Consider the following 25093-nt stretch of genomic DNA (forward strand, 5'->3'; position numbering starts at 1 on the left):
ATATTTTTTTAAGGTTGACTTGATTTCTGATTAACAGTTTCAGTAATCTGAGCAGCAGCATCTTCAGGAGTGATACTTCCCGCTAATACTTGAGGATATAAACTATTGCCCGTCTTCGCCCAAACCCGCGCTGATTCAACTTGGTCTAAAGGAATCGCGATTGCGGTTTTAGATTGCTGGACTAATATTGCTTCTCGGGGAAACAAACGACTATTAACATTAACATTGTTATCAGCCGGCATAAAAGAGCCTTCTAGGAGACTTAACCGCTTACGAGTTTGTTCTGGATTTGTAAAAAACTCAGCCAATTTTAGAGCTAACTGCTGTTGCTGAGGACTCGATATTCGATTAAACAAAATCACACGGGAATAGATAAAAGGCCCGGCGGGGTTGTTCCCTTCCCCGGGTAATAAAGCAACACCCAAATTATCTTTTCCTAACGCTTGGCTATATTTTGGAAACTGGGAAGAATCACAAAAAACATAGGCTAATCGGTTATTAATAAATCCCTGTTCTAAACCTTCAATACCATCACTAAAAACCATATTTGGTTCGTTTTGGGCAATTTTTAGCCACTCCATCCATTTTCCCCAACTTTTTTGATCAAAAACAAAATTACCTTGGACATCAAAAGATTTCCCCCCAAAAACTTGCACTCCCCAAAAAGTGCCTACAAAATTAGACCATATCCCCACCGAGTAACCCGTCTTGGCTTGTTGCAAGAGTTCCGTTAAAGTTTTAGGCGGTAACTTCACTTTCTTCTTGTTATAGCAAAGAGTTTGAGTCATCACCGAGGTGGGTATACCATACATTTTTCCTTGATAGCGAACATGACTAATCGCCGCAGGAAGATAACCCGAAAAGTCAAAGTCTTGAATCACCGGAATCAAATTATCCTGAACTAAACTCGGAATCACCCCAGAAGCGGTAAATAGAAAATCAGGCCCCAAACCTCTCTTAACTTGTTTGCGGAATTGCTGATCTAATTGATCACTGGGAATATATTCACTCACAATCCTAACATTAGGATATATTTGCATATAGTCCTTCAAGGACTCTTGCATCATTTCCTTGATTTTGTCCTCAAAGGAATGCCAGACTAAAATCTGCCCTTGAATGGATTGTGGTTGAGGCTCAGATATTTTGTCCGTATCCTTGGGACTACAACTGGTCAAAAATATTAATACTAAGATAATTAACTGCAAAAAACGGTAACGCAATTGATTTTCCTACTCCCTAAATCAAATATTGAAACGGTCTATAGCAATCGGCAGTTTACCCTTGACAACTTCTTTCTGTCTTTGGAGTTAAATTCTGCCCAACCCTTACTATAAAACAAGCGATCGCCCTTTTCAATAAAAGCGATCGCTATTTTAACTAAATTGAAATTACTGTTATTTCAACATTCCCGAAACCGAAGCCACCTCCGGTTTAGCAATCCTAGGAGCCATAAACCCCTTTGCATACAAATCAGGATTAGCTTTAGCCACCTGAGCATAAGAATCCCGCATCTGACTATTGAGGGCAACGGTGGTGGCATCATAAACCTTAGTTACCAGTTTAGGATATAACCCAATTCCCACAATCAGTACCAGGAAACTCGCTGCAATGAACACCTCCCGGGGTCGAGCATCACTAAAAGTCGATTCCGAGGGGAGTACACAACTGGTTCCAAAACAAAATGCCTCTAGGTCACCAGGATTTTTTGCAACCGCATCACCCAACATACAAGCAGGCGCTTCACCCGTTGCATAGAATAACTGACGCAGCATTGACAGTAAATAAATCGGGGTCAGAACTAATCCCACACCCGCCAAGGCCACCAGAACCACTCGGAAAGTCGTGCTATAAATATCGCTGGTGCTAATCCCAATAAAGATTAACACCTCACTAGCAAAGCCACTCATCCCAGGTAAGGCCATGGATGCCATAGCCCCGGCGGTAAACAGAGTGAACACCCTGGGCATCACCTTACCGATATAACCCATTTCATCCAAAGCCAGAGTATGGGTGCGGTCATAGGTAACACCCGCCAGGAAGAACAGCACCGCCGAAATTAGACCGTGAGAGATCATTTGTAATAATGCTCCACTCACCCCAATATCGGTAAAGGAGGCAATTCCCAGCAACACAAATCCCATGTGAGACACAGAGGAATAGGCGAGGCGGCGTTTCATATTCGATTGGCCAAAGGAATTTAATCCGCCATACACAATATTAACCACCCCTAAAATTGCCAGAATCGGGGCAAAGTAGATATGGGCATCGGGTAGCATCCCCATATTCACCCGAATCAGACCGTATCCCCCCATCTTTAACAGCACCCCAGCCAAAATCATCGAAACCGGAGCCGAGGCTTCACCATGAGCGTCTGGGAGCCAAGTGTGCAGGGGGAAAACCGCCAGTTTCAAGCCAAAGGCGATTAATAACCCGGCATACATCAATAATTCTAGGGTGAGAGGATAATCCTTCAGACCCAGTTCCACCATATCGAACGTTAAGGGGCCACCGCCATAGAAGGCCATTGCTAAGGCAGCCACCAGGATAAATAAAGAGGCTGCGGCCGTATATAATAAAAATTTAGTCGCGGCGTAGCGGCGTTTTGGCCCGCCCCAGATGGAAATTAATAGGTACACCGGAATTAATTCCAGTTCCCAGACAATAAATAACAGCAGTAAGTCTTGAGCCACAAACACCCCGATTTGGGCCGAATACAGCACCAACATCAGGAAGTAGAACAGACGAGGTTTTTGGTCTACCTGCCAAGCTGCAAAAATAGACAGGGTTGTAACCAGTCCGGCCAGAAGTACCAGGGGAAGGGAAATCCCGTCTACAGAAACGGCCCAGTTCAAACCCAATTGAGGCGCCCAGGGAAACTTTTCCACGAGTTGGAAATTTGCACTGCTCGCATCGTAGTACTTCAAGAAGACATAGCACATTAATAATAAGTCGGCGATGCCTACACCCAGGGCATACCAGCGCAACTGTTTGCCGTCTTTATCCGGCAGTACAGGAATTAGCACCGAAGCAACGAGTGGGAGCAGGACTATCGTGGTCAGCCAGGGAAATTGATCCGCCATCATGACAGTAAGAACAAATACTTATCCGTGAATAATTGTATTGTACTCAACTGTGTAACGATTTGTATATAAATTTTACCTGGGATAACAATTGATTAAAGTCTATGGATTTTCAATATCTATATACTTTAATCAATTGTCAAGATAAAACCCGACTGCATTTGATAATTTCCAGCCTAAAAATCAAATGTAATCGGGTTGATTTGTGGTTAAATTTTAATTATCCCCGTTCAGCGACCATCCTAAAAAGGTGGCGTGGTGAGGAATCCCCGTCCGTTTACGGCGGGGCGGATGTCAAACCTCTGTCATTGATGACAACACCATAGAGAAAAAGCAATCCGTTTCTGTCACCATCAATGAATTCATCAATGGAGAAATGGAGCCAGCCGCTTTAGCCTCCACAAGCTATCAAGGCAACGATACTTTTAGCGGAAAATCTCAAGCCGGAAGTCCGATTAGTTTTACCCTGCTTGGTAACTACAGTGTCGTTCAAATTCGGCATAGTGGTCAAACTTTTACCGGAATTTGTCACTATAATTTAGGTTGACTGTGGATTGGTATTGGCTAGAGAGTAGTGATTATCCTTTTGCTGTTAATCATCATGTCTCGATAATTTTGTCATTAATTTAGCACCCAGGAAAAGCATCTATGTCCAACGAAAATTTTCAATACACGCCCAAATTAGACCCCAATTATTATATTCCTAATCGCTTTACTAACCAAACAATAATTGTTACCGGAGGTGCCAGGGGAATTGGTAAAGCCACAGCAATCAGAGCTACAAGGGAAGGTGCCAATGTCGTCATTGCTGACCGCCTCAAAGATTTAGGAGAAGAAACAACAAATCAGATTATTGCTGAAGGTGGAAAAGCGGTTTTTGTTCATGCCGATGTTTCTATTCCTGAACAAGTATTGCAGGTCGTAGAAACCACAATTCAAACCTTTGGAGAACTGCATATTGGCATTAATAATGCTGGAATTATTGGTAATCCCAGTCCGGTACATTTAACATCCGATGAAACTTGGAATTGGGTAATTGCTAATAATTTAACCTCCGTTTTCTTGTGTTGTCGGGAACAGTTAAAAGTCATGATTCAGCAGGGACTTGGCGGTGCAATTGTGAATGTGAGTTCTATTGCTGGATTAACAGGTTTACCAGGTAATCCTCCCTATGTCGCTTCTAAACATGGTGTCAGTGGGATTAGCCGTCAAATTGCCCTAGACTATGCTAAATATGGTATCCGTTGTAATGCAATTTGTCCATCAGGAACCGATACACCGATGGTAGAAGAAGCCATGCAAATTGTTCTAAAAGCTCAAGCTGCATCGGGTGATGGCACACCAGATTCGGGTTCAATGGTATTACCAGGTTCAAAAACTCAAAGTATGTTGAAACGCAATGCAACCGCCGAAGAACAAGCTGCTTCTATTCTCTATTATGCCTCAGAAGAAGCTGCTCATATCACCGGGAGTGTCGTGGCAACCGATGGCGGTTGGACAGCCTTTTAATCGTTAAGAATTAACTCTGAATTACCCCAGTTAACGGTCAAGTTTTAACCGTTAACTGTTGATTTTTGATATTATAAAAACCATAAAAGAGGAACTAAAATAGCCGTTACAATTGCTGCAAAAATCAGGGCGTATTCTACTTTTTTACTCAATAATCTGATCACTAAAATTAAACTAATTGCCAATAAAACGGCTCCAATTTCCACTAAATCTTGCCCTTTTTGATCAATCAGAGTTAGATTTGGGGGAGGAACTTGAGAGGTTTGTGTTTGGGAAGGAACCTGAATCAAAACTTGACCAGAAATGGAATTAGACGACATTAGGGAAGCGTTCATGAACTGACATTATAATAACTTTTGGATCATTTGAAACAGAGAGAATGTCATGGCTATCAACTCATACTTTAAATTGACTGAAAACTAAACATTAGGCGGTAATTCTAAGGCAATATTTCCCAACAAACCCTTACGAAAATCATTTAACATTTGACGGGCAGTGCGTTCGATATCCCCTTTGTTTCTATAGTCTGCCAATTCCTGTAAATAGATATCCCCACTCAGAGCCGTAAACTCTAATTGATACCGGGAAACTAGCAAATGTTGTAAATTCAAATCCTGTAACAACTCGATTAATACCGTTGCAACTTGTAGATTTTCATAGGACGCTTCCCCAATATCTTCACAAATTGCCAACTTTAAGGCATCTTCCTCTTTTCTGATTTTGGTCGGAATTACCCCAGGAGCATCTAATAATTCCAGAGTCTCAGAAATTCTCACCCATTTCAAATGACGAGTCACCCCCGCCCGTCTAGCACTATCCACAATTCGTCGATTCAATAACCGATTAATTAACGCCGATTTTCCCACATTCGGAAAACCAATCACCGCCGCCCGCACAGGACGGGGCAACATCCCCCTCACAGCCCGTTTTTCATTGATTTGTAACCCGGCAGCTTGGGCAGCTTTCGCCACCGCATCCACCCCATTTCCCAACCTAGAATTCGTAAAATAAGCCGTTTCCCCCTGTTCCTCAAACCACTCCTCCCACTGTTTTTGAATACGAGAGGGAATCATATCCATACGGTTAATCACCAAGACTTTCGTTTTACTTCCCACCCACTGCGGAACATTGGGATGATGGGTCGTCAGAGGAATACGAGCATCTCGCACTTCCAAAATCACATCCACCCGTTTCAGTTGCTCCTGAAGGGTGCGTTCCGCTTTAGCAATATGACCGGGATACCATTGGATAGACATAGGTTAGGGAGCAGGGGGAGTAGGAACAGGGGGAGCAGGGGAGGCAGGGGAGGCAGGGGGAGCAGGGGGAGCAGGGGGGGAAGGGGAGGCAGGGGAGGCAGGGGGGGAAGGGGGAGCAGGGGAGGCAGGGGGGAAGGATTTCAGGATTTATCAATAACCCTGGGCGTGGCTTAACAATCAACCATCAACACCCTTCCTTAAGGAACAATCAGGACAGGACAGGGAGACAAATTAATCACACGGTTGGTAACACTATCGGCGGCACCATCTTCAGTAAGACCAATGCCTCGACTACCCATGACAATTAAATCCGCATTAATTTCATCGGCAACGTCACAAATCGTAAAAGCGGGTTTTCCCTCTTTTTCCAGGATTTGAGCCTCAATACCCTCCTGAGAAAACAGGGTTTGAGCCTGTTTCAGCAAGTCCGCCACCGCTTCCGGGGACGTCATTTGTTCAGGATGAGGATGAGGTTCGGTCACCTCGGCATTGGGCTCCACAACCGCCAAAACATGGAGACTAGACCCAAAGGTTTTGACCAGGTTGGTCACAATTACCGCCGCTTCGTGGGCTTCACGGCTTTGGTCAACAGCAAATAAAATGGTTTTAAACATAATCGCGCATCTCCGAGACGCGGACTTCGGTAGAATGTTTACTGTGAACGATTAGGTGGTAGACCGGATTGGGTTGATAGACAGCATTAAACCGTCCCAAACCTAAACCATGCCCCCTAAATTTAATCTGATTTAGACAACAAAACATCCTAGGAGGATTATCCTGTGTCAAAAAAAACTGTAGCAGATTTATCAGCATCAGATTTATCTGGGAAACGGGTATTAGTCCGCGTTGATTTTAATGTTCCCCTAGATAACGGTTCAATTACCGATGATACACGGATTCGTGCGGCTCTGCCGACAATCCAAGATTTAACCTCCAAAGGCGCTAAAGTGATTTTAACTAGCCACTTTGGTCGTCCCCAAGGTCAAGTTAACGAGTCCATGCGTTTAACCCCTGTGGCTGCCCGGTTATCGGAATTGTTAGGTAAACCCGTTAAGAAATTTGACGATTGTATTGGCGATGAAGTCATCCAAGGAGTTGCCGAACTGCAAAATGGCGATGTGGCATTATTAGAAAACGTCCGTTTCTATGCCGAAGAAGAAGATAATGATCCTGAATTTGCGAAAAAATTAGCTTCTGTTGCCGATTTATACGTTAATGATGCCTTTGGAACCGCCCACCGTGCCCATGCTTCTACTGAAGGAGTAACTCATTATTTGCCTTCTGTGGCGGGTTATTTAATTGAAAAAGAACTCAAGTTTTTACAAGGCGCTATTGAAGAACCTAAACGGCCTTTAGCGGCTATTGTTGGTGGTTCTAAAGTGTCTTCTAAAATTGGTGTAATTGAAGCTCTTTTAGATAAATGCGATAAATTGCTGTTGGGCGGTGGGATGATTTTCACTTTCTATAAAGCTCGCGGTTTGAATGTGGGTAAATCTTTGGTGGAAGAAGATAAACTGGATTTAGCCCGGGCATTGGAAGCCAAAGCCAAAGAAAAAGGTGTGGCATTTTTATTACCTACCGATGTGATTGTTGCTGATAAATTTGCTCCTGATGCGGAAGCAAAAACCGTTAGCATTAATGATATTCCCGATGGTTGGATGGGATTAGATATTGGCCCCGATTCAATTAAAGTCTTCCAAGAAGCGTTAGGCGATTGCAAAACCGTGATTTGGAACGGCCCCATGGGGGTTTTTGAGTTTGAGAAATTTGCCGCTGGGACAAAAGCGATCGCTTTAACTTTAGCAGATTTAACCAAAACAGGCACGATTACCATTATCGGTGGTGGTGATTCCGTTGCGGCTGTTGAACAGTTGCATTTAGGCGAACAAATGAGCCATATTTCCACTGGTGGCGGCGCTAGTTTAGAACTGTTAGAAGGGAAAGTATTACCCGGAATTGCAGCGTTAAATGATGCGTAATTTCAGAGTTAGTTAAGATCAATTTGTAGGGAATATGGCGGTGTCATATTCCTTACTATGTTATTGTGATAATTGCTTTATTTTGGATTAGAATGAACGACTCTATTTCTAGGGGTTTCAACCAGCACAGAAACCAATATCAAACTTAATTCAATGATTTTAATTAAAGCGTTTATTGCGTGTGTATATTCCCATTGGTTACGATACCTTGTCCAGTCCTATGGAACAGGATTCGTTAGCCATCTAGCAAATTCAGCATTCATGGGTGCAACAGACATTATTTAACAAAAAAAGAAAGAAAATTGAATTTTCCTAATTTGAGGATGGTTTCAACTTCCTTTCCTGTACTATTTTATTTTAAAATAGGTTTTGTTAAATGACTACAATCAACATCATTAACAATCCTAGAATCAATTCTTGCAGGTTGAACTTCAACACCGGGAGGTAAAGGACGATTTTCGACATGAAAAACGACCTTTTTACAGACCATTTGACTATTCCCAACTGAAGCATAATCCCAAATATACACTTCTGAATTGGGGGATGTGGCATTAGCGGGGGGAATCACCCAGTAACTCAGCAAAACGATTTCTAAAGCCACTAAAGCTGCAATCACAAACTTTAGCATAAATTACTCTTTGTGCATCAATTGAGGACTATGATTAGTTTACCCTTGAGTTCCAAAAAAACGATCACAATGCCAGCCAGAGATATCTATCACAATACGGTTAAAAATGCCCTAATCAAAGATGACTGGGTAATTACCCATGATCCACTGAGTTTAAAATGGGGGAAGAAAGATATGTATGTTGATCTCGGTGCAAAACAGCTTCTGGCGGCTGAAAAAACAGAACGTAAAATTGCAGTAGAGGTAAAAAGCTTTACTGGAAACTCAGAAATGACCGATTTAGAACGAGCAGTTGGTCAATATATTGTTTATAATGATGTTTTATTGCAAGTTGAACCGAAACGACTGCTTTATTTAGCTGTTGCTGAAGAAGTTGCTCAGGGACTATTTGAAGAACCTCTAGGTCAGTTATTATTAAATAATAACCGGATTCGTTTACTTGTTTTTAACCCAGTTTCAGAGGCGATCGTACAATGGATACCTTAAAACAAGATCGAGAAATTATTGAAAAAGTCATTAGTGATTATGCGGCTATTTCTTATGCTTATGGAGAAATTGAGCGCCATGTTGTGTTTGATCATCACCATGATCGGTATTTACTCATGATTTTGGGATGGGAAGGTATTAAACAGGTGCATGGATGTATTATTCATCTGGAAATTATTGAAGGTAAAATTTGGATTCATCGAGATGGCACCGAAGATGGCGTTGCGAATGATTTACTAGAGGCGGGAATTGCTAAAGAACGGATTGTTTTAGGGTTTAAATCGCCTCAAGTTCGACCTTTAACTGGATTTGCGATCGCTTAATTTCAAATCACATTAAGAAACTGTTTTTTCTATTTTTGGGGGTGCGATCGCTTTCCCCTTGATTTCTTTTAAATAAAACCCTCCCACTGTTATTAAAAACAGAAAATAACTTACAATTTGTACAAAATACAATTGATCTCGATAGCCAAATAAAGCTTTTAAAACAATCCCGGGAAATTGCTTGTCGGGTAAAAATCCCTGGGCATTTAAGACCAAATCCCCCAATAAACAAGACCCAGGTTGAGTTAAACATAATCCCGCATATTCAGGATTAATTTGGGCTAATATTCCTACTCCCGCATCTAAATGTTTGAGAACTGAAATTACTAATCCCGCTACAATTAATAACAGAAAAATTCCCATGATTTGAAAAAACAAACGAATATTAATTTTTACCCCCCACTTAAATAGTAATATTCCCAAACCCGCAGCTACAAATAAGCCCAAAACTGCCCCAATAGCAGGCATAATTCCCTGTTCAAAAGTAGCTAATATAAAAACAACGGTTTCCAGACCTTCGCGTAAAACTGCAATAAAAATCAACCCAAAAATTGCCCATCCTGCTGCGGTTTTATTTTTCTCAATAGCTGCTTTAACCGCCCCTTCTACTTCCGATTTTAAGGATTTAGCTTGTTGGGTCATCCAAATTAACATCCAACTTAACATAGCGATCGCAAATAACCCAATTCCCGCCTCTAAAAATTCCCCAAAAACTGGGGCGTAGGGATGTTCAGAAGTAGCAATTCCTTGAATTAGCCATCCAAATAATATGCCGAAAAATGCACTGGCAATAATTCCTACTCCTACTCCAGAAAACACCCAGGAATTGAGATAACTTTGTTCGGCTTTTTTTAAACAAGCCATGACAATGCCTACTACTAAAGCAGCTTCAAAACCTTCTCTTAAAGTAATAAAAAATGTAGGTAATGCTTGGGTTATACTCATAATAATTGTTTGAAACCAGTTAAATAAGTGGCTGGATAGGCTGGAATCAACCAGCCTAAAGATTATCTAAGATCAACTAAAATCTCGTAACATTTTCTTGATCTCAATATTATGTAATTCCTCCTGACCAATCATAGTACGAGCATATTCTTCCAAATAAATACTCGCATTTTCAACAACTTCTAGCAAATCCTTATACAATTCTAAAGCTTTGCGCTCATGTGCCAAACTTTCCTGCAAAAGATCCCTGACCGAATGCTGATAACTTTCCTCAATTGGGGCAATTTTCTGACTAGGATGTCCTTCTAAACCCGTGAGAATTTCTCCAGCTTGTTGAGCATGAAGCAAAGATTCTGTGGCCTGAGCCTTGAAAAACTGTACAATGGGTAAACGATTTGGCCCAGTTACCATCAGAGAATAATGGGTATAACGCACCACTCCGGCTAACTCGAATTCCATGATCGTGTTGAGAAGTTCAATAGCTTTTGGTAAATCGAGATCTCTCATATTTTGTCTTTTAACTAAAAAACACTTTACTTATTATGGCAATAGTTTATGCTTTTTAGAATAACGAGTTACAATTATCATCTTCCCCCAAAAGTAATGATTAAGATTTATATAAAATTTCTTCTGTATAGGTTCACCTACCCGATTTTTTCCGTTTAGGGGTAAGTCGATAACCCACTAAAGAATTGTTGCAAGATCTATTCATCTTAGAACAGTGTAGTTTACCGTTAGATGATTAAGCGTTTTGAAACAGTCTAGGTCTGTCAAATCGTTTAATTCTCACCCACACCGATCGGAAGGTAAAGTATGGACTTGGTGATTTTGCCAAGGATGGCCTAAGCATAGACTTACACCCATATTTAGGACTTACATCCCCTCCATTTCAGTTAAAATCGATTGGTACTGCATATTTTTTTTAAACAAGGAGACGAAAAATGCAAGAACCCACGAAGATCACGGACACATCCACCCCTAGCGGAGCCAAAATAGACGTCACTGTAGACACAGGTGGTGCTATTACCTCCCCTTCAACCAATGCCCAGTTTGATGAAATTAAAGAAAAAGTTGTAGTAGTCTTATCCGAACTTCCGGGTTATATCTCCAGTTTTTTTGGCTCCTACCAAAAACCGATTATTACCATCGTTCTGATTTTATCTGCTCTTGTGACTCTGAAGGTTTTATTTGCGGTGATCGATGCCCTGAATGATGTTCCCCTTTTGGCTCCAACCTTTGAGTTAATTGGCATGGGGTATACCGCCTGGTTTGTCTATCGTTACCTGCTCAAAGCCTCAACCCGTCAAGAATTGGTTCAAGAATTCAAATCCTACAAAGAACAAGTTACAGGCGACTAACTTTGGATGGGGACAGGAGACAGAAGACAGGGGACAAAAAACCGAGGACAAAAAACCCAAGTTAATGATTTCTCCCCCTGCTCCCCCTGCTCCCCCTGCTCCCCCTGCTCCCCCTGCTCCCCCTGCTCCCCCTGCTCCCCCTGCTCCCCCTGCCTCCCCTGCCTCCCCTGCCTCCCCTGCCTCCCCTGCCCCCTATTTCTTCTTACCCTTGGCTCCATTGCCGTCTATCGAAGACTCTGTAGGGATAGCGAGATCATCGGGTTTCCCCTTACCCGTGGGAAGTTCCAGACAATATCCCGCACCGTAGACGGTTTTAATATATCGAGGATGACGGGGATCGGGTTCCATCTTCGTGCGTAAATGGCGAATATGAACTCGGATCGTCTCGATATCATCATTGGGGTCATAGCCCCAAACCTCTTTTAAAATCTCACTGGGCGCGACGGTTTGACCATGACGTTGCAGCAAGCAATGTAAAAGTTCAAATTCCAAATGGGTTAACTTAACCGTGGTCTCAAACCAAATCGCCTCAAACCTTTCAGGGACTAGGGTTAAAGCCCCATAACTGAGAATTTCGCTATGTTTAGCCGCCTGGGGAATGCGATCGGTTCTTCGCAACAGAGCCCTAACCCTGGCCAGCATTTCTTCTAATTCAAAAGGTTTAGTTAAATAATCATCAGCCCCCGAATTAAACCCTTCAACTTTGTTTTGGGTTTGTCCCAATGCAGTTAACATCAACACGGGAATATCTGCCGTGCGTTCATCCCGGCGTAAACGTTGGCAAATGGTGAACCCGTCCACCTTCGGCAACATCAAATCTAAAATAATTAAATCTGGCAACAATTGCATCGCCAGGGCTTGTCCTTTAATCCCATCTTCTGCTTGGCTCACTTCATAACCAGCCATTTCTAAGTTAATGGCTACCAATTCCGAGATTGCGGGGTCATCATCTATGACTAATATCCGGGGCATCATTTAATCCGGTGATTTGGGCATAATCAGTGATCAGTTATCAGTAAACAGTTATCAGTTATCAGTTATTAGTAAAGATAAAATATAAATCTCTACTCTCTATTCTTGATTCTTAACTGATAACTGAAACGGCGGATTAGATTGTAACCTTTTTTTGTTTTTTGTGCAACAATTCTTGAAATCGGAATTAATTATTGCACAAATTCATTCCCGGGGATAAATCGAGCTTCAGAAATTGTAAAAATAAGTAACAAACAAAAATCAAAATTAGCAACTTTCGGGGTATGATTAGCCTAAAGGACTGTATCAGCATATACCCAGTTCTTTCCACCAAAAAGGAGTAATAGACTCATGGCCGTTGAAAAAGTGAACTCATCCTCCAGTCTGGCTGAAGTAATTGATCGGATCTTAGATAAGGGCATTGTGATTGACGCTTGGGTACGGGTTTCCCTGGTTGGGATCGAACTTTTATCCATAGAAGCGAGAATCGTGATCGCTTCTGTTGAAACCTATCTCAAATACGCGGAAGCCGTTGGTTTAACCGCACAGGCGGCTGTCCCTTCGGTCTAAGATTGACGGAATAGGCAACGGGTATGGAGCAAAAAAAAAGCACAATGACTCACGAAAGTCATTGCTGCCCAGTGTAATCTTTTACCGATTGATGGTCAGGGTGTAAGTATAATCAACGGAATTAAAAGCCCATACCCAATGCACAACAATACACAACCCACCGACACGAGGGTTTCAAAAAATTATGGCTTTAAAAGATCAGTGGCAACGGGAGCGCCTCGGACGCCAACAGAGGGTTCAAGAACGTCAACAGCACGTTCAAACCACCCTATCCCTTTGGCAACAAGAGCGCCAAAATCAAGCTTTAGACGATCAAGAATCTCGACAGGAGTTTGTCACGGGTTTACAGCAACAAACCCAAGAATTATTAACCAACATCAGCACCGAACGTCTGTTGGTTGCCCAGCAACAGCGACAACAACTGGAAGACTTTATCGGGCAGTTATCCCAAGAAGTCGGTGAGTTTTTGCAGCAAACCACCGAAGAACGCTCACAGGTCGCAACCCAACTGCATCAACAGTTATCTGAATTTCGGGAAGACCTGGAATATCGGGTGGCAGATCTGTTAGCCGATTATCAGCAACAGCGCCTAGAAGTCCGGGAACCCTTACTTGAGAACTTAGCTATTTTTCGCCAAACCCTCTTTCGGGAAGTCGAAGACTATTTAGGAGAGTTAGATATTCTGCACCAACAAATGGCCGCACAATTGCAACAACAACTCCAACAGAGTCGGACGGAAAGAAAAAACGCTGTTCAGAAGTTATTTGAAGATTTAGGTGTATTTCGCGCCGAACTGCAAGACCATCACCGGAAACTCCAACAGACCGTTTGGGGAAGTTCCCATCGACAACCACGAGAAGCCGTCACTCCGCCACGGTCTATTGATCCTAAAAAAACTATTACTTATCATAAAACACCCCTTTCTTCTAAACCTCCCTTAAAGCCCAAAACTGCTCCCAAACCCCAAGCCATTCCCCATTCTATTAAACCCCAACCCACCGTTACCCCCTCTGTGCCCCAACCTGCCACCCCGGATCAACGGGTTTATCAGTATATCCAAACCCATCAAAACGGTGCTCGGTTAGCCGAAATTGAGCAAGCTCTGGGTATTAATCGGGTACAGACCGTGGATGCAATTCGGGTATTATTACAACGGGGACAGATTACTCAACGCGATCGCGTTTATATTCCCGCCAAAAAATCCTAGGGTTGAGGGTTTCTCCCCCAGTCTCGGTTCCCTGCGATAACATTAAATTAAACCTGCCGCCCATCCCTAACTCGGCAGTATTTTAGCTGAATAACGCCATTAAAAATATGACTACCGTGCTTCAAGCTCGTCCTAAAGGCTTTGTTAATACGCCAGCCATTGAACAACTTACCATTAGAGCCTTGAGGTATCTTCAGAGTGGATTTTCTCTGCACTTAAGGGGGCCCGCCGGAACCGGAAAAACCACCCTGGCGATGCACTTAGCCGATTTATTAAACCGTCCGATCGTCTTAATTTTTGGGGATGATGAACTCAAATCCTCCGATTTAATTGGCAACCAACTGGGCTATACTCGCAAGAAAGTTGTTGATAATTTTATTCATAGTGTTGTTAAATTAGAAGATGAATTACGACAAAATTGGATTGATTCTCGTCTAACCTTGGCTTGTAAAGAAGGCTTTACCCTGGTTTATGATGAGTTTAACCGTTCCCGTCCCGAAGTCAATAACGTTTTACTGTCTGCTTTAGAAGAAAAATTATTAGTGCTGCCCCCGAATAATAGCCGCTCGGAATATATTCGAGTCAATCCCCATTTTAGAGCAATTTTCACCTCCAACCCCGAAGAATATTGTGGGGTTTATGGAACTCAAGATGCGTTATTAGATCGGTTAATTACGATTGATATGCCCGAACCTGACGACGCAACCCAGCAGGAAATTTTAATTCAAAAAATTGGCATTTCCCCCGAAGATGCCCAAAGAATTATTAAAATAGTCAAAATCTATTTAGAAATAACCACCCAAAAAAAAGAAATTAAACCCGTTCAAAATGGTAAAGCTGCCCGACCCCATATTGACAAAGCCTCGGGATTAAGACCGGGATTAATTATTGCTAAAATATGTCATGAACATGATATTTCTATTGAGGAAAATAATCAAGACTTTATCGAAGTTTGTGCCGATATCTTATTATCCCGTACCGCCCTATCTACAACAGAAGGTCAGAATAAACTAGAAAAAGTGATCAAAACCGTATTAACCGATGGTGATCTATCAACTAACAGTTTTTTGCCATCTTCAGAAACCCAATTAACTGAAAATAACTCCGTAGAGATTGAGGAACAAGTTTATCAATATTTACAGAAAACCACCAGTGCTAGGGTTTCAGAAATTGAAGTAGCGTTAGGATTAAATCGAGTTCAAACGACTAATGTATTGCGATCTTTATTAAAACAAGGTCATTTGAAACAGCAGGATAATCGTTTCTTTGCGGTGCAGAAACAAGGAGAATTAATTCAACCATGAACTCACAGCAACGTCCCTCAAATATACAACGCGGTGTTCCCACATCGACTCAAGGATCGAGTTTAGCCGATATTTTAGAACGGGTCTTAGATAAAGGAATTGTCATCGCTGGGGATATTTCCGTTTCCGTGGGTTCCACCGAACTCCTGAATATTAGAATTCGTTTGTTAATTGCTTCCGTCGATAAAGCAAGAGAAATCGGGATTAATTGGTGGGAAAGTGATCCCTATTTAAGTAGTCAAACCAAAGTTTTAACCGAGAGTAATCAACAATTATTAGAACAGGTGAAATTATTGCAGGAGGAAGTCAAAGTCTTAAAAGCATTATTACCCCAAGAAAACCCAGCCAACCCAATTTCTGATCCTCATAAATAACTATTAAAAATTCATCCCTAGGGGGTACAACATTAAATTGTAGGGGCGGGTTCTGTAAAAATTTCTGATTCCCACAGAACATCCTGATCAACCCGCCCAACCCCACCATTAATATTCAATTAGATGAATTTATCATCCCAATTACCCCAATTGTAGGGGCGGGTTCTGTAAAAATTTCTGATCCCCACAGAACATCCTGATCAACCCGTCCAACCCACCATTAATATTCGATTAATCGGGGATTTTGGGATAGATCGGGGCGGGTTTAGGTAAATTATTTATAGGTATCAAAGATTAACTTGAACCCGCCCCTACAAGTTAACTTTAGATAGAATAGAAATATTGTATTAATTTTATAAAATTATGAAATACAATCGGGATATTCATCATCGCCGTTCTATTCGTCTACAGGGATATGATTATAGTCAACCCGGGGCTTATTTTATAACGCTTTGTATTGATAAACGGGAATGTTTGTTAGGGGATATTCAAGAGCAAACTGTTATTTTAAGCCGTTATGGTGAAGTTGTTGATTTCAATTGGTTTAATCTGACCAAAATTTATCCTAGCATTCAATTAGATAGTTTTGTAATTATGCCAAATCATATTCATGGTATTATTATATTAACGGATTATAGCCATAATTTGTCTGAAATTATCAGAGGGTTGAAAACATTTTCAGCCCGGAGAATTAATCAATTGCGATCGCTTTCAGGAATATCTATATGGCAAAGGGGATATTATGAACATATTATTCGGAACGAAACAACATTAACAAAAATTCAGGAATATATTCTGAACAATCCCTATAATTGGCAAAAGGACGAAATGCACCCGTCACAAAAATTTCCAATTTCTCAAAAATTCAATATTAAATTAAATGATAACAGTACATTACCGATAAATTTATCATCCCAATTGTAGGGGCGGGTTCTGTAAAAATTTCTGATTCCCACAGATCACCTTGATCAACCCGCCCAACCCCACCATTAATATTCAATTAATTAGGGATTTGGGAATAGAATTAGGGCGGGTTCTGTAAAAATTTCCGATCCCCACAGAACATCCTGATCAACCCGCCCAACCCCACGATTAATATTCAATTAATTAGGGATTTGGGGATAGAATTAGGGCGGGTTCTGTAAAAATTTCTGATTCCCACAGATCACCTTGATCAACCCGCCCAACCCCACGATTAATATTCAATTAATTAGGGATTTGGGGATAGAATTAGGGCGGGCTCTGTAAAAATTTCCGATCCCAACAGATCACCTTGATCAACCCGCCCAACCACACCATTAATATTAAAATAGATCGGGGCGGGTTTAGGTAAATTGTTTATGGGTATCAAAGATTAATTTTAACCCGCCCCTACAGACCTTTTATTCATTCATCGTTTTATAAGTAGAAACAGCAGAAGGAGAACTGCGGTTGAGATAACGGAAAATCCAATATTTAAACACCGCATCTAAGATGACTGGAAAAGTAGCAATAAACAAAAAATTGAAGTCTCGATTTTCAGGAAGTCCAAAATGTCGGGCGGTACTTTCTAAAACCACCTCCCAACCGTGGGGCGAGTGAAACCCGACGAACATATCCGTAGATAAAATAATAATAAAAGCTTTCGCACTATCACTCAACCCATAAATTAAATCCCCCATAAATGATTTGAGAGTCTCTACCTCACTGCGGTTGGAAACCAAAATAAAAGCAAACATAAAAACTGAGATAATATCTGCAAAAACATTCTTGATCGCACCACCACTATCCCCTTTATATTGTTCGGCTATTTCTTGGGCTTTTTCCTTTAACTTTTTATCTAATTCTTCCGATGTTAGGGAAGGAGCTTGACCAATTAATGCTTTAAATTTTAAGCGTTCTTCATAATGTTTTAATTCGATAAAAGCTTCTTCCTCCATATCAACATTAATAAAAATAGTTGTTTGTTCTTTATTTGTAAATATCCCATCGATAATCGGCCCAACCAAGAAATTTTTAGCCAGTTGTTGAGTCAGTAAAGGAATCAAAATCAACAACAGAATAAATCGGATAGAAATTAGGGTTTTAGCTTGAGTTTGCTTATAACTTGCAATGATTTCTGACTCCGAGCCGGGTCTGAGTTCCTGTTTAATTCGACCTAATGTTCTCAATAAAGAACGGGGTAAAACCCGAGTTGGATTTTTGTTTCTCAAACCCGGTTTTATCGTTTTTCTGGAACTAGAATTCCGGTTAATATTCAAAAAATTCTTGTTTTCAGAGCTATAATTTGGAGTTGAATTTTGGAGGTTTCCTGTAGGGGTTAGTGATAGAGATTTTTCGGTAGGAATTGGGGTTGAATCTACAGAAAAATCCGAGGATTCTGCGGATTGATAACGAGTAACTACCGCATCAATATAATCGAGTTTTTCACAAATAGTCTCAACTATTTTCCGGTGAGGTGAAGATCCATTCGAGGTAAATTTTTGGTCTAACTCCAGGTTAATACCCGATGAGGGATTGATTTGTTCCGACCATCCGAAAACCGAACGGCTGGCATTAAATACCATTAAGCGAGTCTGAATAATTTTGAGATATTTTTTTAGTTCAGAATTAAAATATAAAATAGTGCGATCGCTATATTCAGGATGGAATTCTAGGGATATTTTTTCACCTTGGAAATGCTCATTCTCAAGAGAACGAATCTTTAAAGCAGCATCATATGCTTGATCTAAAGCCCGTTCCGGTGTAGTACGAAACCATTGATTCGCATTACCAAAGAATTGTTGAAATAAATTAGAATCAGCAGCGGCCATGGTTTAGACCCCTCAAGAATCAGTGGAATGAATGTTAATTAAAAGATGTTCTGGTAGAACATCGCTACAATGTACGGGGTATCTTAACAAATTTTAGACCGATTGCTGTGCTGTCTCCTGCTCTGTGGATTACCGGAAGTTCCCAAAGTGGCAAAACCACTCGCCTGATCGAATTATTTTGTGAGTGGACACCCCTACTGGGAACCCTTCCCCACCCCCCACAACCTCAACGCCAAAAACGCCAAACCAAGTTAAACCCTGAGTCTGTCGGCACCACAACCTTAATTTTTGCCGCCAATGGTGATAACCGCATTGCCCTGGTTAACCGTTTAACCACTATCCCCCAGGGACAATATGCCTTTTATTCCACAACCCCATTGGGGTTTTTTCAAGACGAAGTAATTCTGTTTTGGCCCCTGTTAGTCGAAAAGTTGGGGTTAAAAGCCCAATTTCCCCTGCGCTTACGCCCCGAAACCGAACAGGAACTTGCCCTCCAGCTTTGGAGTCGTGATCGGTCAATCAGTACCCTCAGACGTCCAGGGATTAGCCTTAACCGCATGGTGCGCCAAATTCTGGATATTCTGCAACTAGCAGCCCTAAGTGTTAACTCAATAGAGGCTATTCCCCAGATTTTAGAACAGGGATTTCTCCCCACGGGCGACATCGAAACCCCCTATAACCAGATCGGAGAATGGCTGCAACAATGGCGGGACTGGTGCTTAGACCGGGGGTTACTCACCTATGGGATTATTGCCGATCTCTATGGTCAACATCTCCTGCATCATCCCACCTATCAAAAACACCTACTGCGTCGATATCCGGTAGTTTTAGCGGACGACGTGGACGAATATCCTGTCCTAGCCCGTCACTTGTTTGAATTCTTTCTGGAGCAGGGAAAAATGGCTGCATTTACCTACAATCCAAATGGGGCTGTACGTTTGGGGCTAGGGGCTGACCCTATAGCCCTATCAGATTTGCAAAAGCGATGTCGTACCGAAACCTTAGACCAACCCAAGGGTTTAGGGAAACATCTAGCCCAACCGATTTTAGAGTTGGTACTGGAGAATGCCATTGCGTTTCCCGACTCCCTCTTGTTTTCTCCTCAGATTCAATCGATTCAAACGGTATCACGGGCTGATTTACTCCGACAAACCGCCGAACAGATTATCGCCGGGGTTAAAACTGGTCAGGTACGGCCCGATGAAATTGCCCTGATTGGCCCTGGTTTAGATGCGATCGCCCGTTATACCCTCAGAGAAATTCTCAACCATGCAGGGATAGCCGTTGAGTCGATGCAAGAACAACGTCCCCTAATCAGTTCTGCCCTAGTTAGAGGATTATTAACTCTAATGGCACTGGTCTATCCCGGCAATGGTCGTTTAGTGCATCGAGATGCGATCGCCGAAATGCTCGTAACACTAAGTCGTTACACCCCTACCTCCCCTGCTCCCCCTGCCTCCCCTGCCTCCCCCGCCCCCCCTGCTCCCCCTGCCTCCCCTGCCTCCCCCGCCCCCCCTGCTCCCCCTGCCTCCCCTGCCCCCCCTGCCTCCCCTACCCCCCCTCCCCCCGGCTTCTCCATCGACCCCGTACGCGCTGGGTTATTAGCTGATCATTGTTTTGTACCTGACTTGGAGAATCCTCGGTTACTGACCGTGAATGCTTTTCCCCGTTGGGATCGGTTGGGGTATCAGGCGACGGTCGCCTATAATCAGATTTTGCACTGGCTGGAAGTGCAACGGGAAGACTATCAACAAAAGTTATTAACGAGTCCAGTAGTGTTGTTAGATCGAGGAATTCAGCAATTTTTCATGGGCGGTGGGACGAGTCGCACTGCTACCTGGTACACCCTGAGAAACGACCAACTGTCTGCACTACGGGAGTTGATGGAAACGGCGATCCACTATTGGGAGGTGCAGCATCGTTTACAGGCGAAAACCGATGGGAGCATCTGCGAACAAGTGGGCCAGTTTATTCAGTTATTACAACAGGGAGTGATTTCTGCTAACCCCTATCCGGTATCCAGTTTGGGGATTAAACCTCCGGCGGTGACCTTGGGGACAATTTTTCAATATCGAGCCAGTCGAGCTTCCCATCCTTGGCACTTTTGGCTGGATGTGGGATCTCCCTTGTGGTTGAGTGGAGGAGCAAGTACCCTCTGGGGAGCACCTCTGTTTCTCAAGGAGCAACCGGAGTATCCGGGGACAGAAGAAAATACAAGGTCGGCTGATCTACAACGATTGCACCGTATTATTGTAGATTTGTTAAGTCGGGTTAGCGATCGCTTGATTCTCTGTCACAGTGATTTGGCGGTCAATGGTCAAGAACAATTTGGCCCCCTTTTACCTCTAGTTCATGTAGTAAGCCCTTCAGGGCTATCTTCCAACCCGGATAATATAGGGAATAGTTTTAACCAAACTTTCAGATAATTGTCTTTCAAAACAGCAACCAGAAAAGGTAAATTCAACCTTAATTATAATATAAAAAATGAGATTATTTATGTTGTTTTCAAAATCAAGAAATTAATTCGATAAGTTTCCGGGAATTGATGTTACTATCATCAGCTATTCTGGGAATAATATAAATTAATCCTGGGTCGGGGTGTTAGAGGTAGACTTGATCGAGTGGGTTCATTCATGAGGATACTAAAAAATGACAAGTGCAGTAATTAATACCGTTAGGGCTAGAGTCATTAATACCGAGGAAGTTATATTAATATTTCCGACGGAACTTCCGGGTGTATTTCAAAGTTTCAGTGGGCTAGTGGGGGAAACCCTTCCTGGTGCTAACGGAGCAGTCATTTTTGTGCCTCAAAATGCCCCAGCACCCACCCCGACCACAGCCCCAACCACTCCTCCTACCCCGACCACAGCCCCAACCACTCCTCCCACCCCGACCACAGCCCCAACCACTCCTCCCACCCCCACCCCTTCTAATAGTAATGGCGGGACAAGTCCAGCCCCAGTTGCCAATAATGATTTTTTTCAGACGAAGTTAGGACAGGCGACATTTTTTAATGTTTTGGAAAACGATACAGTTCAGGGTGGAAGTGGAACCAGTATCACCGTCAATCAGTTTAGCTCAACAGCAAACGGAACCCTAGTCTTTAACGGGGCAGGAATTTTTACCTACACTCCTGACCCCAAATTCTTTGGTACAGATAGTTTTAGTTATACTGTCACAAATGGAACTGCCCCGGCTCAAGTTTTTATTCAAGTGTTGGCGGGCAATCAACCGATTATTATTGAGGGTATTGGTAAAGGAACAGAAACTAGCGACTATATTACAGGTTCCTCTGGCAATGATGTGATTAATGGTTTAGCCGGAAACGATACCATCTTTGGTTTAGCCGGAAATGACGAACTGCGAGGGGATGAAGATAATGATACCCTCTACGGAAATGAAGGCAATGATACCCTCACCGGAGGTGAAGGGAAGGATGAACTCAATGGCGGTAAGGATAATGACTTCCTTGACGCTAGTGCTGGAGACGATACCGGATTTGGACAACTGGGCAATGATACCGTTATTGGCGGTTTAGGCAATGATAGCCTTTATGGAGGCCAAGGAGCAGATAGTGTTCGAGGCGCGGAAGGCAATGATCTTGTTTTTGGCGATAAAGGCAGTGACGTCCTTTGGGGCGATGGGGGCAATGATACCATCTATGGTGGCGGAGAGGAAGACCTGATTTTTGGCAATGATGGCGCCGATAACCTCTATGGAAACCAAGGAAACGATACCATTTTTGGCGGTATTGGTAACGATGTAGTATTTGGGGGGGAAGGAGACGACCAACTTTCAGGGGAAACCGGGGATGACTTCCTGTTTGGGGGTCTAGGTGTCGATACCCTGACCGGAGGCTCAGGAAATGATACCTTTGTGATGACTAGCGAAAGTGGCGGTGCAAATTTAGGAGATGCTCAAATTGTTAATGATTTTGAACCCGGCGATCGCATTGGTTTAGCTGGAGGTTTACAATTTAGTGATTTATTTATTAGCCAAAGTAGTGAAAACGCAGGCAATACTATTATTAGAAACGGCAGTGCCGGGGATTATATTGCAGTTCTAATTGGTGTGGATAGTAACACCATCACCGCAGATAGTTTTACTCCAATTTCCGGTACTATTATTCCGATTCCCACCCCAACACCAACCACACCAACACCCACAACTCCACCAACACCTACAACTCCAACACCAACCACACCAACACCCACAACTCCACCAACACCTACAACTCCACCAACACCTACAACTCCAACACCAACCACCCCGCCGACACCTACAACTCCAACACCTACAACTCCAACACCAACCACCCCACCAACACCCACAACTCCCCCTTTACAGCCACCCATCGCGCAAAATGACAGCGTAAAACGGCCTCCCGATGGTTCGGTGACATTTAACGTGCTCACAAATGATACCGATCCCCAGGGTAGTCAACTCAGCTTAGTGAGTGTGGGAACAATCGCCAATGGTAGTGCATCAATTACGGTTGGGGGAAATATTACTTTTATACCTAACCCTGGCTTTACAGGGCCATCAACCTTTTCCTATACCATTCAAAACAGTTATGGCTTAACGTCCACGGCCCAAGTGATCATCACTGTTAATATTCCCCCAACATTATTAGTCAATAATGGAATTATTGTTTTACAAAATGATCAGAAAAATATTACCGCCGCCAATTTGTTTGCGGTAGACCCTGATAATCCCCCCAATCAAATCTTTTACCGCGTCACCCAAGAACCCAACTTAGGGAACTTACAAATTGTCGGATCTACACCTCAACGAATTAATACCGGAGGTAGCTTTACTCAACAAAATATTGATACGGGTTCGATTCAGTTTAATGCCCGGAATACATCGGGAGGAGACCAATTTTTGTTTCTTCTAACTGATAATATTGGGACGACAGCCCAAAGTTCTTTTAGTATCACCATTGTAGATGACATCATCACGGGTACGGATGGAAATGATCTCATTATTGGTAGTGGTTTGAGTGAAAATATCAGGGGATTTGCCGGGGATGATACCCTCGTTGGTGCGGGCAACCGAGATATTATCGAAGGGGGAACGGGAAATGATTCCCTTGAAGGGGGAGAGGGAAATGATGTTCTTCAAGGAGAAGAAGGAAATGATACGCTCCTGGGTCAAGTCGGAAATGATTCTCTGTTTGGCGGTCAGGGGAATGATTCTCTCGATGGCGGTGCAGGTCGCAATACCCTGTTAGGAGAAGATGGAAATGATACCTTAGTTGCCGGAGATGATAGTAATTTACTCTCCGGTGGTAATAATGATGACATCCTGATTAGTGGCATTGGGAACGATACCCTGTTAGGGGGAAGTGGCAATGATTCTTTGACCGGGAATGCCGGAGATGATTCCCTCTATGGAGAAGATGGAGATGACCTAATTTTTGCCGGAGTCGGTCGAGACTTGGTTCTGGGTGGCCCAGGTAACGATGCCATCGATGCAGGAGAAAGTAATGACACCGTATTTGGTGGAACAGGGAATGATTCCATTATCGGCGGTGATGGGGACGATCTTGTCAATGCTGGCGACGGAGCCGATACGATTTTAGCAGGGACTGGAGATGATTCCGTCTTTGGGGGTGCTGGAAATGACTCCATTGTGGCTGATCTTGGGGACGATAGTATTTTTGCTGGAGATGGTTTAGATACGGTGTTTGGAGGAATTGGCAATGATTTAGTCTTTGGCGATGAGGGCAATGATACCCTCTTTGGCGGTGAAGATGATGATACCTTAGCCGGGGGCGGCGGGGCGGATAGTTTAATTGGAAATGTGGGGAATAATTCTTACTATTATTTAGCCCCCACCGAAGGTGTGGATGTGATCACCGAATTTAATGTGAATGGAGATGATCGATTCCTGTTTAGTTCTTTAGGTTTCCCTGGTTTCACCACCGCAGAAGGAACAGTGGTTCCCCTACAGGGCATTATTGTTTCTAACCTGGGTTCGGAGGGAGATAATATTAGTAATAAACAGGTGATCATTTTCCAAGATACCTTTGATAATGTTCAAGCGGTGAATGCCGCCTTGAAAAATCAAAATGGATCAAGTGACACTGCCGCTTTCTTTGTTTATCGAAATAACTTGTCTTATGGAGCTTTTCCGGGTGCTTATGTTGTGGGCTATGATCCGAATTTAAGTGATGATAGTTTACCTGCTTTTGATTTAGGGATTCTACCCTCTATTGATCCACAAACCAATAATATTAGTACCTTAATTGGGCCTAGTGATTTTGTGATTATCTAGGCAGTTTGTAGTAAGACCTTTAGGGCTGTCT

At 42.8% G+C, this 25093-nt stretch carries 23 protein-coding genes; 13 read left to right on the forward strand and 10 right to left on the reverse strand.

Annotated features, from left to right (window positions below; all coding sequences use genetic code 11):
- Window positions 1-8: 8 nt before the first annotated feature.
- Both AC2D3N_RS18995 and AC2D3N_RS19000 read right to left on the reverse strand, forming a co-directional pair.
- A complete protein-coding gene (locus AC2D3N_RS18995) occupies window positions 9-1220 on the reverse strand; it encodes a sugar ABC transporter substrate-binding protein (RefSeq protein WP_484691812.1) in 1212 nt (403 codons plus the stop codon).
- A 174-nt stretch (window positions 1221-1394) separates the two neighbouring features.
- Window positions 1395-3083 carry an NAD(P)H-quinone oxidoreductase subunit 4 gene (locus tag AC2D3N_RS19000; RefSeq protein WP_079676732.1) on the reverse strand — a complete coding sequence of 563 codons (1689 nt, stop codon included), beginning with the start codon at window positions 3081-3083 and terminating at the stop codon, window positions 1395-1397.
- A 373-nt stretch (window positions 3084-3456) separates the two neighbouring features.
- Here AC2D3N_RS19000 and AC2D3N_RS19005 point away from each other — a divergent pair, with 373 nt between their 5' ends.
- Together AC2D3N_RS19005 and AC2D3N_RS19010 are read left to right on the forward strand one after the other, a co-directional pair.
- On the forward strand, window positions 3457-3627 hold the full coding sequence (locus AC2D3N_RS19005; protein WP_484691813.1) for a hypothetical protein: 171 nt from the start codon (window positions 3457-3459) through the stop codon (window positions 3625-3627).
- 101 nt (window positions 3628-3728) lie between these two features.
- The gene (locus tag AC2D3N_RS19010; protein WP_079676735.1) at window positions 3729-4589 is read left to right on the forward strand and encodes an SDR family NAD(P)-dependent oxidoreductase; all 861 of its coding nucleotides are present in this window, start codon (window positions 3729-3731) and stop codon (window positions 4587-4589) included.
- A gap of 71 nt (window positions 4590-4660) precedes the next feature.
- On the opposite strand, the gene AC2D3N_RS19015 is transcribed toward AC2D3N_RS19010, so the two are convergent.
- From AC2D3N_RS19015 to AC2D3N_RS19025, 3 genes are all read right to left on the reverse strand, one after another.
- Window positions 4661-4924: a hypothetical protein gene (locus tag AC2D3N_RS19015; RefSeq protein WP_144017633.1), complete on the reverse strand. Its 264-nt coding sequence runs from the start codon at window positions 4922-4924 to the stop codon at window positions 4661-4663.
- Between the two features lie 84 nt (window positions 4925-5008).
- The gene (gene ylqF, locus AC2D3N_RS19020) at window positions 5009-5845 is read right to left on the reverse strand and encodes a ribosome biogenesis GTPase YlqF (protein WP_484691814.1); all 837 of its coding nucleotides are present in this window, start codon (window positions 5843-5845) and stop codon (window positions 5009-5011) included.
- Window positions 5846-6042: 197 nt separating this feature from the next.
- Complete coding sequence (locus AC2D3N_RS19025) at window positions 6043-6459, reverse strand: universal stress protein (RefSeq protein ID WP_079676737.1); 417 nt, start codon at window positions 6457-6459, stop codon at window positions 6043-6045.
- A gap of 165 nt (window positions 6460-6624) precedes the next feature.
- Between AC2D3N_RS19025 and AC2D3N_RS19030 the strand changes: the two genes are divergently transcribed.
- Window positions 6625-7824 carry a phosphoglycerate kinase gene (locus AC2D3N_RS19030; RefSeq protein WP_484691815.1) on the forward strand — a complete coding sequence of 400 codons (1200 nt, stop codon included), beginning with the start codon at window positions 6625-6627 and terminating at the stop codon, window positions 7822-7824.
- A 352-nt stretch (window positions 7825-8176) separates the two neighbouring features.
- On the opposite strand, the gene AC2D3N_RS19035 is transcribed toward AC2D3N_RS19030, so the two are convergent.
- Window positions 8177-8452, reverse strand: a complete 276-nt coding sequence (locus tag AC2D3N_RS19035) for a hypothetical protein (protein ID WP_484691816.1) — start codon at window positions 8450-8452, stop codon at window positions 8177-8179.
- A 30-nt stretch (window positions 8453-8482) separates the two neighbouring features.
- Here AC2D3N_RS19035 and AC2D3N_RS19040 point away from each other — a divergent pair, with 30 nt between their 5' ends.
- Both AC2D3N_RS19040 and AC2D3N_RS19045 read left to right on the forward strand, forming a co-directional pair.
- Entirely contained in the window at window positions 8483-8938 is a 456-nt protein-coding gene (locus AC2D3N_RS19040; RefSeq protein ID WP_484691817.1) for a XisH family protein, read from the forward strand.
- On the forward strand, window positions 8926-9261 hold the full coding sequence (locus tag AC2D3N_RS19045; RefSeq protein WP_079680560.1) for a XisI protein: 336 nt from the start codon (window positions 8926-8928) through the stop codon (window positions 9259-9261). Before AC2D3N_RS19040 ends, AC2D3N_RS19045 begins: the two co-directional genes overlap by 13 nt.
- Before the next feature lie 12 nt (window positions 9262-9273).
- On the opposite strand, the gene AC2D3N_RS19050 is transcribed toward AC2D3N_RS19045, so the two are convergent.
- Window positions 9274-10206: an FTR1 family iron permease gene (locus AC2D3N_RS19050; RefSeq protein WP_484691818.1), complete on the reverse strand. Its 933-nt coding sequence runs from the start codon at window positions 10204-10206 to the stop codon at window positions 9274-9276.
- A 72-nt stretch (window positions 10207-10278) separates the two neighbouring features.
- Window positions 10279-10713, reverse strand: a complete 435-nt coding sequence (locus AC2D3N_RS19055) for a ferritin-like domain-containing protein (protein ID WP_079680558.1) — start codon at window positions 10711-10713, stop codon at window positions 10279-10281.
- Between the two features lie 434 nt (window positions 10714-11147).
- Between AC2D3N_RS19055 and AC2D3N_RS19060 the strand changes: the two genes are divergently transcribed.
- Window positions 11148-11564, forward strand: coding sequence for a CAAD domain-containing protein (locus tag AC2D3N_RS19060; protein ID WP_079680557.1), 417 nt, complete (start codon window positions 11148-11150; stop codon window positions 11562-11564).
- 192 nt (window positions 11565-11756) lie between these two features.
- Here AC2D3N_RS19060 and AC2D3N_RS19065 read toward each other — a convergent pair whose 3' ends face one another.
- Window positions 11757-12536 carry a response regulator transcription factor gene (locus tag AC2D3N_RS19065; protein WP_079680556.1) on the reverse strand — a complete coding sequence of 260 codons (780 nt, stop codon included), beginning with the start codon at window positions 12534-12536 and terminating at the stop codon, window positions 11757-11759.
- Window positions 12537-12887: 351 nt separating this feature from the next.
- Between AC2D3N_RS19065 and gvpA the strand changes: the two genes are divergently transcribed.
- The 5 genes from gvpA (at window position 12888) to AC2D3N_RS19090 (ending at window position 16915) form a co-directional block, all read left to right on the forward strand.
- On the forward strand, window positions 12888-13106 hold the full coding sequence (gene gvpA / locus AC2D3N_RS19070; protein ID WP_026789190.1) for a gas vesicle structural protein GvpA: 219 nt from the start codon (window positions 12888-12890) through the stop codon (window positions 13104-13106).
- A gap of 184 nt (window positions 13107-13290) precedes the next feature.
- Window positions 13291-14313 carry a gas vesicle protein GvpC gene (gene gvpC, locus AC2D3N_RS19075; RefSeq protein ID WP_484691819.1) on the forward strand — a complete coding sequence of 341 codons (1023 nt, stop codon included), beginning with the start codon at window positions 13291-13293 and terminating at the stop codon, window positions 14311-14313.
- Between the two features lie 107 nt (window positions 14314-14420).
- Entirely contained in the window at window positions 14421-15617 is a 1197-nt protein-coding gene (gvpN, locus tag AC2D3N_RS19080; RefSeq protein WP_484691820.1) for a gas vesicle protein GvpN, read from the forward strand.
- Window positions 15614-15991 (forward strand): gas vesicle protein, encoded by a 378-nt coding sequence (locus tag AC2D3N_RS19085; RefSeq protein WP_079680553.1) that lies wholly within the window; start codon window positions 15614-15616, stop codon window positions 15989-15991. The genes gvpN and AC2D3N_RS19085 overlap by 4 nt, the downstream gene beginning before the upstream one ends.
- A 363-nt stretch (window positions 15992-16354) precedes the next feature.
- Window positions 16355-16915: a transposase gene (locus AC2D3N_RS19090; protein WP_484691821.1), complete on the forward strand. Its 561-nt coding sequence runs from the start codon at window positions 16355-16357 to the stop codon at window positions 16913-16915.
- Between the two features lie 458 nt (window positions 16916-17373).
- On the opposite strand, the gene AC2D3N_RS19095 is transcribed toward AC2D3N_RS19090, so the two are convergent.
- The gene (locus AC2D3N_RS19095; protein WP_484691822.1) at window positions 17374-18783 is read right to left on the reverse strand and encodes a proton extrusion protein PcxA; all 1410 of its coding nucleotides are present in this window, start codon (window positions 18781-18783) and stop codon (window positions 17374-17376) included.
- Window positions 18784-18890: 107 nt separating this feature from the next.
- On the opposite strand from AC2D3N_RS19095, the gene AC2D3N_RS19100 reads away from it, so the two are divergent.
- Entirely contained in the window at window positions 18891-21209 is a 2319-nt protein-coding gene (locus tag AC2D3N_RS19100) for a recombinase family protein (RefSeq protein WP_484691823.1), read from the forward strand.
- Between the two features lie 223 nt (window positions 21210-21432).
- A complete protein-coding gene (locus AC2D3N_RS19105; RefSeq protein ID WP_484691824.1) occupies window positions 21433-25062 on the forward strand; it encodes an Ig-like domain-containing protein in 3630 nt (1209 codons plus the stop codon).
- Window positions 25063-25093 lie beyond the last annotated feature (31 nt).

The organism is Planktothrix sp. PLAVEN19ND, assembly GCF_057220675.1.

Coding starts and splice junctions, on each gene's coding strand:
- AC2D3N_RS19085 (WP_079680553.1), top strand. CDS start 15,614: ATGAACTCACAGCAACGTCCCTCAAATATACAACGCGGTGTTCCCACA.
- AC2D3N_RS19040 (WP_484691817.1), top strand. CDS start 8,483: ATGATTAGTTTACCCTTGAGTTCCAAAAAAACGATCACAATGCCAGCC.
- AC2D3N_RS19090 (WP_484691821.1), top strand. CDS start 16,355: ATGAAATACAATCGGGATATTCATCATCGCCGTTCTATTCGTCTACAG.
- gvpN (WP_484691820.1), top strand. CDS start 14,421: ATGACTACCGTGCTTCAAGCTCGTCCTAAAGGCTTTGTTAATACGCCA.
- AC2D3N_RS19005 (WP_484691813.1), top strand. CDS start 3,457: ATGGAGCCAGCCGCTTTAGCCTCCACAAGCTATCAAGGCAACGATACT.
- AC2D3N_RS19060 (WP_079680557.1), top strand. CDS start 11,148: ATGCAAGAACCCACGAAGATCACGGACACATCCACCCCTAGCGGAGCC.
- gvpC (WP_484691819.1), top strand. CDS start 13,291: ATGGCTTTAAAAGATCAGTGGCAACGGGAGCGCCTCGGACGCCAACAG.
- AC2D3N_RS19105 (WP_484691824.1), top strand. CDS start 21,433: ATGACAAGTGCAGTAATTAATACCGTTAGGGCTAGAGTCATTAATACC.
- AC2D3N_RS19035 (WP_484691816.1), bottom strand. CDS start 8,452: ATGCTAAAGTTTGTGATTGCAGCTTTAGTGGCTTTAGAAATCGTTTTG.
- gvpA (WP_026789190.1), top strand. CDS start 12,888: ATGGCCGTTGAAAAAGTGAACTCATCCTCCAGTCTGGCTGAAGTAATT.
- AC2D3N_RS19055 (WP_079680558.1), bottom strand. CDS start 10,713: ATGAGAGATCTCGATTTACCAAAAGCTATTGAACTTCTCAACACGATC.
- AC2D3N_RS19010 (WP_079676735.1), top strand. CDS start 3,729: ATGTCCAACGAAAATTTTCAATACACGCCCAAATTAGACCCCAATTAT.
- AC2D3N_RS19065 (WP_079680556.1), bottom strand. CDS start 12,536: ATGCCCCGGATATTAGTCATAGATGATGACCCCGCAATCTCGGAATTG.
- AC2D3N_RS19050 (WP_484691818.1), bottom strand. CDS start 10,206: ATGAGTATAACCCAAGCATTACCTACATTTTTTATTACTTTAAGAGAA.
- ylqF (WP_484691814.1), bottom strand. CDS start 5,845: ATGTCTATCCAATGGTATCCCGGTCATATTGCTAAAGCGGAACGCACC.
- AC2D3N_RS19095 (WP_484691822.1), bottom strand. CDS start 18,783: ATGGCCGCTGCTGATTCTAATTTATTTCAACAATTCTTTGGTAATGCG.
- AC2D3N_RS19015 (WP_144017633.1), bottom strand. CDS start 4,924: ATGAACGCTTCCCTAATGTCGTCTAATTCCATTTCTGGTCAAGTTTTG.
- AC2D3N_RS19025 (WP_079676737.1), bottom strand. CDS start 6,459: ATGTTTAAAACCATTTTATTTGCTGTTGACCAAAGCCGTGAAGCCCAC.
- AC2D3N_RS19000 (WP_079676732.1), bottom strand. CDS start 3,083: ATGATGGCGGATCAATTTCCCTGGCTGACCACGATAGTCCTGCTCCCA.
- AC2D3N_RS19045 (WP_079680560.1), top strand. CDS start 8,926: ATGGATACCTTAAAACAAGATCGAGAAATTATTGAAAAAGTCATTAGT.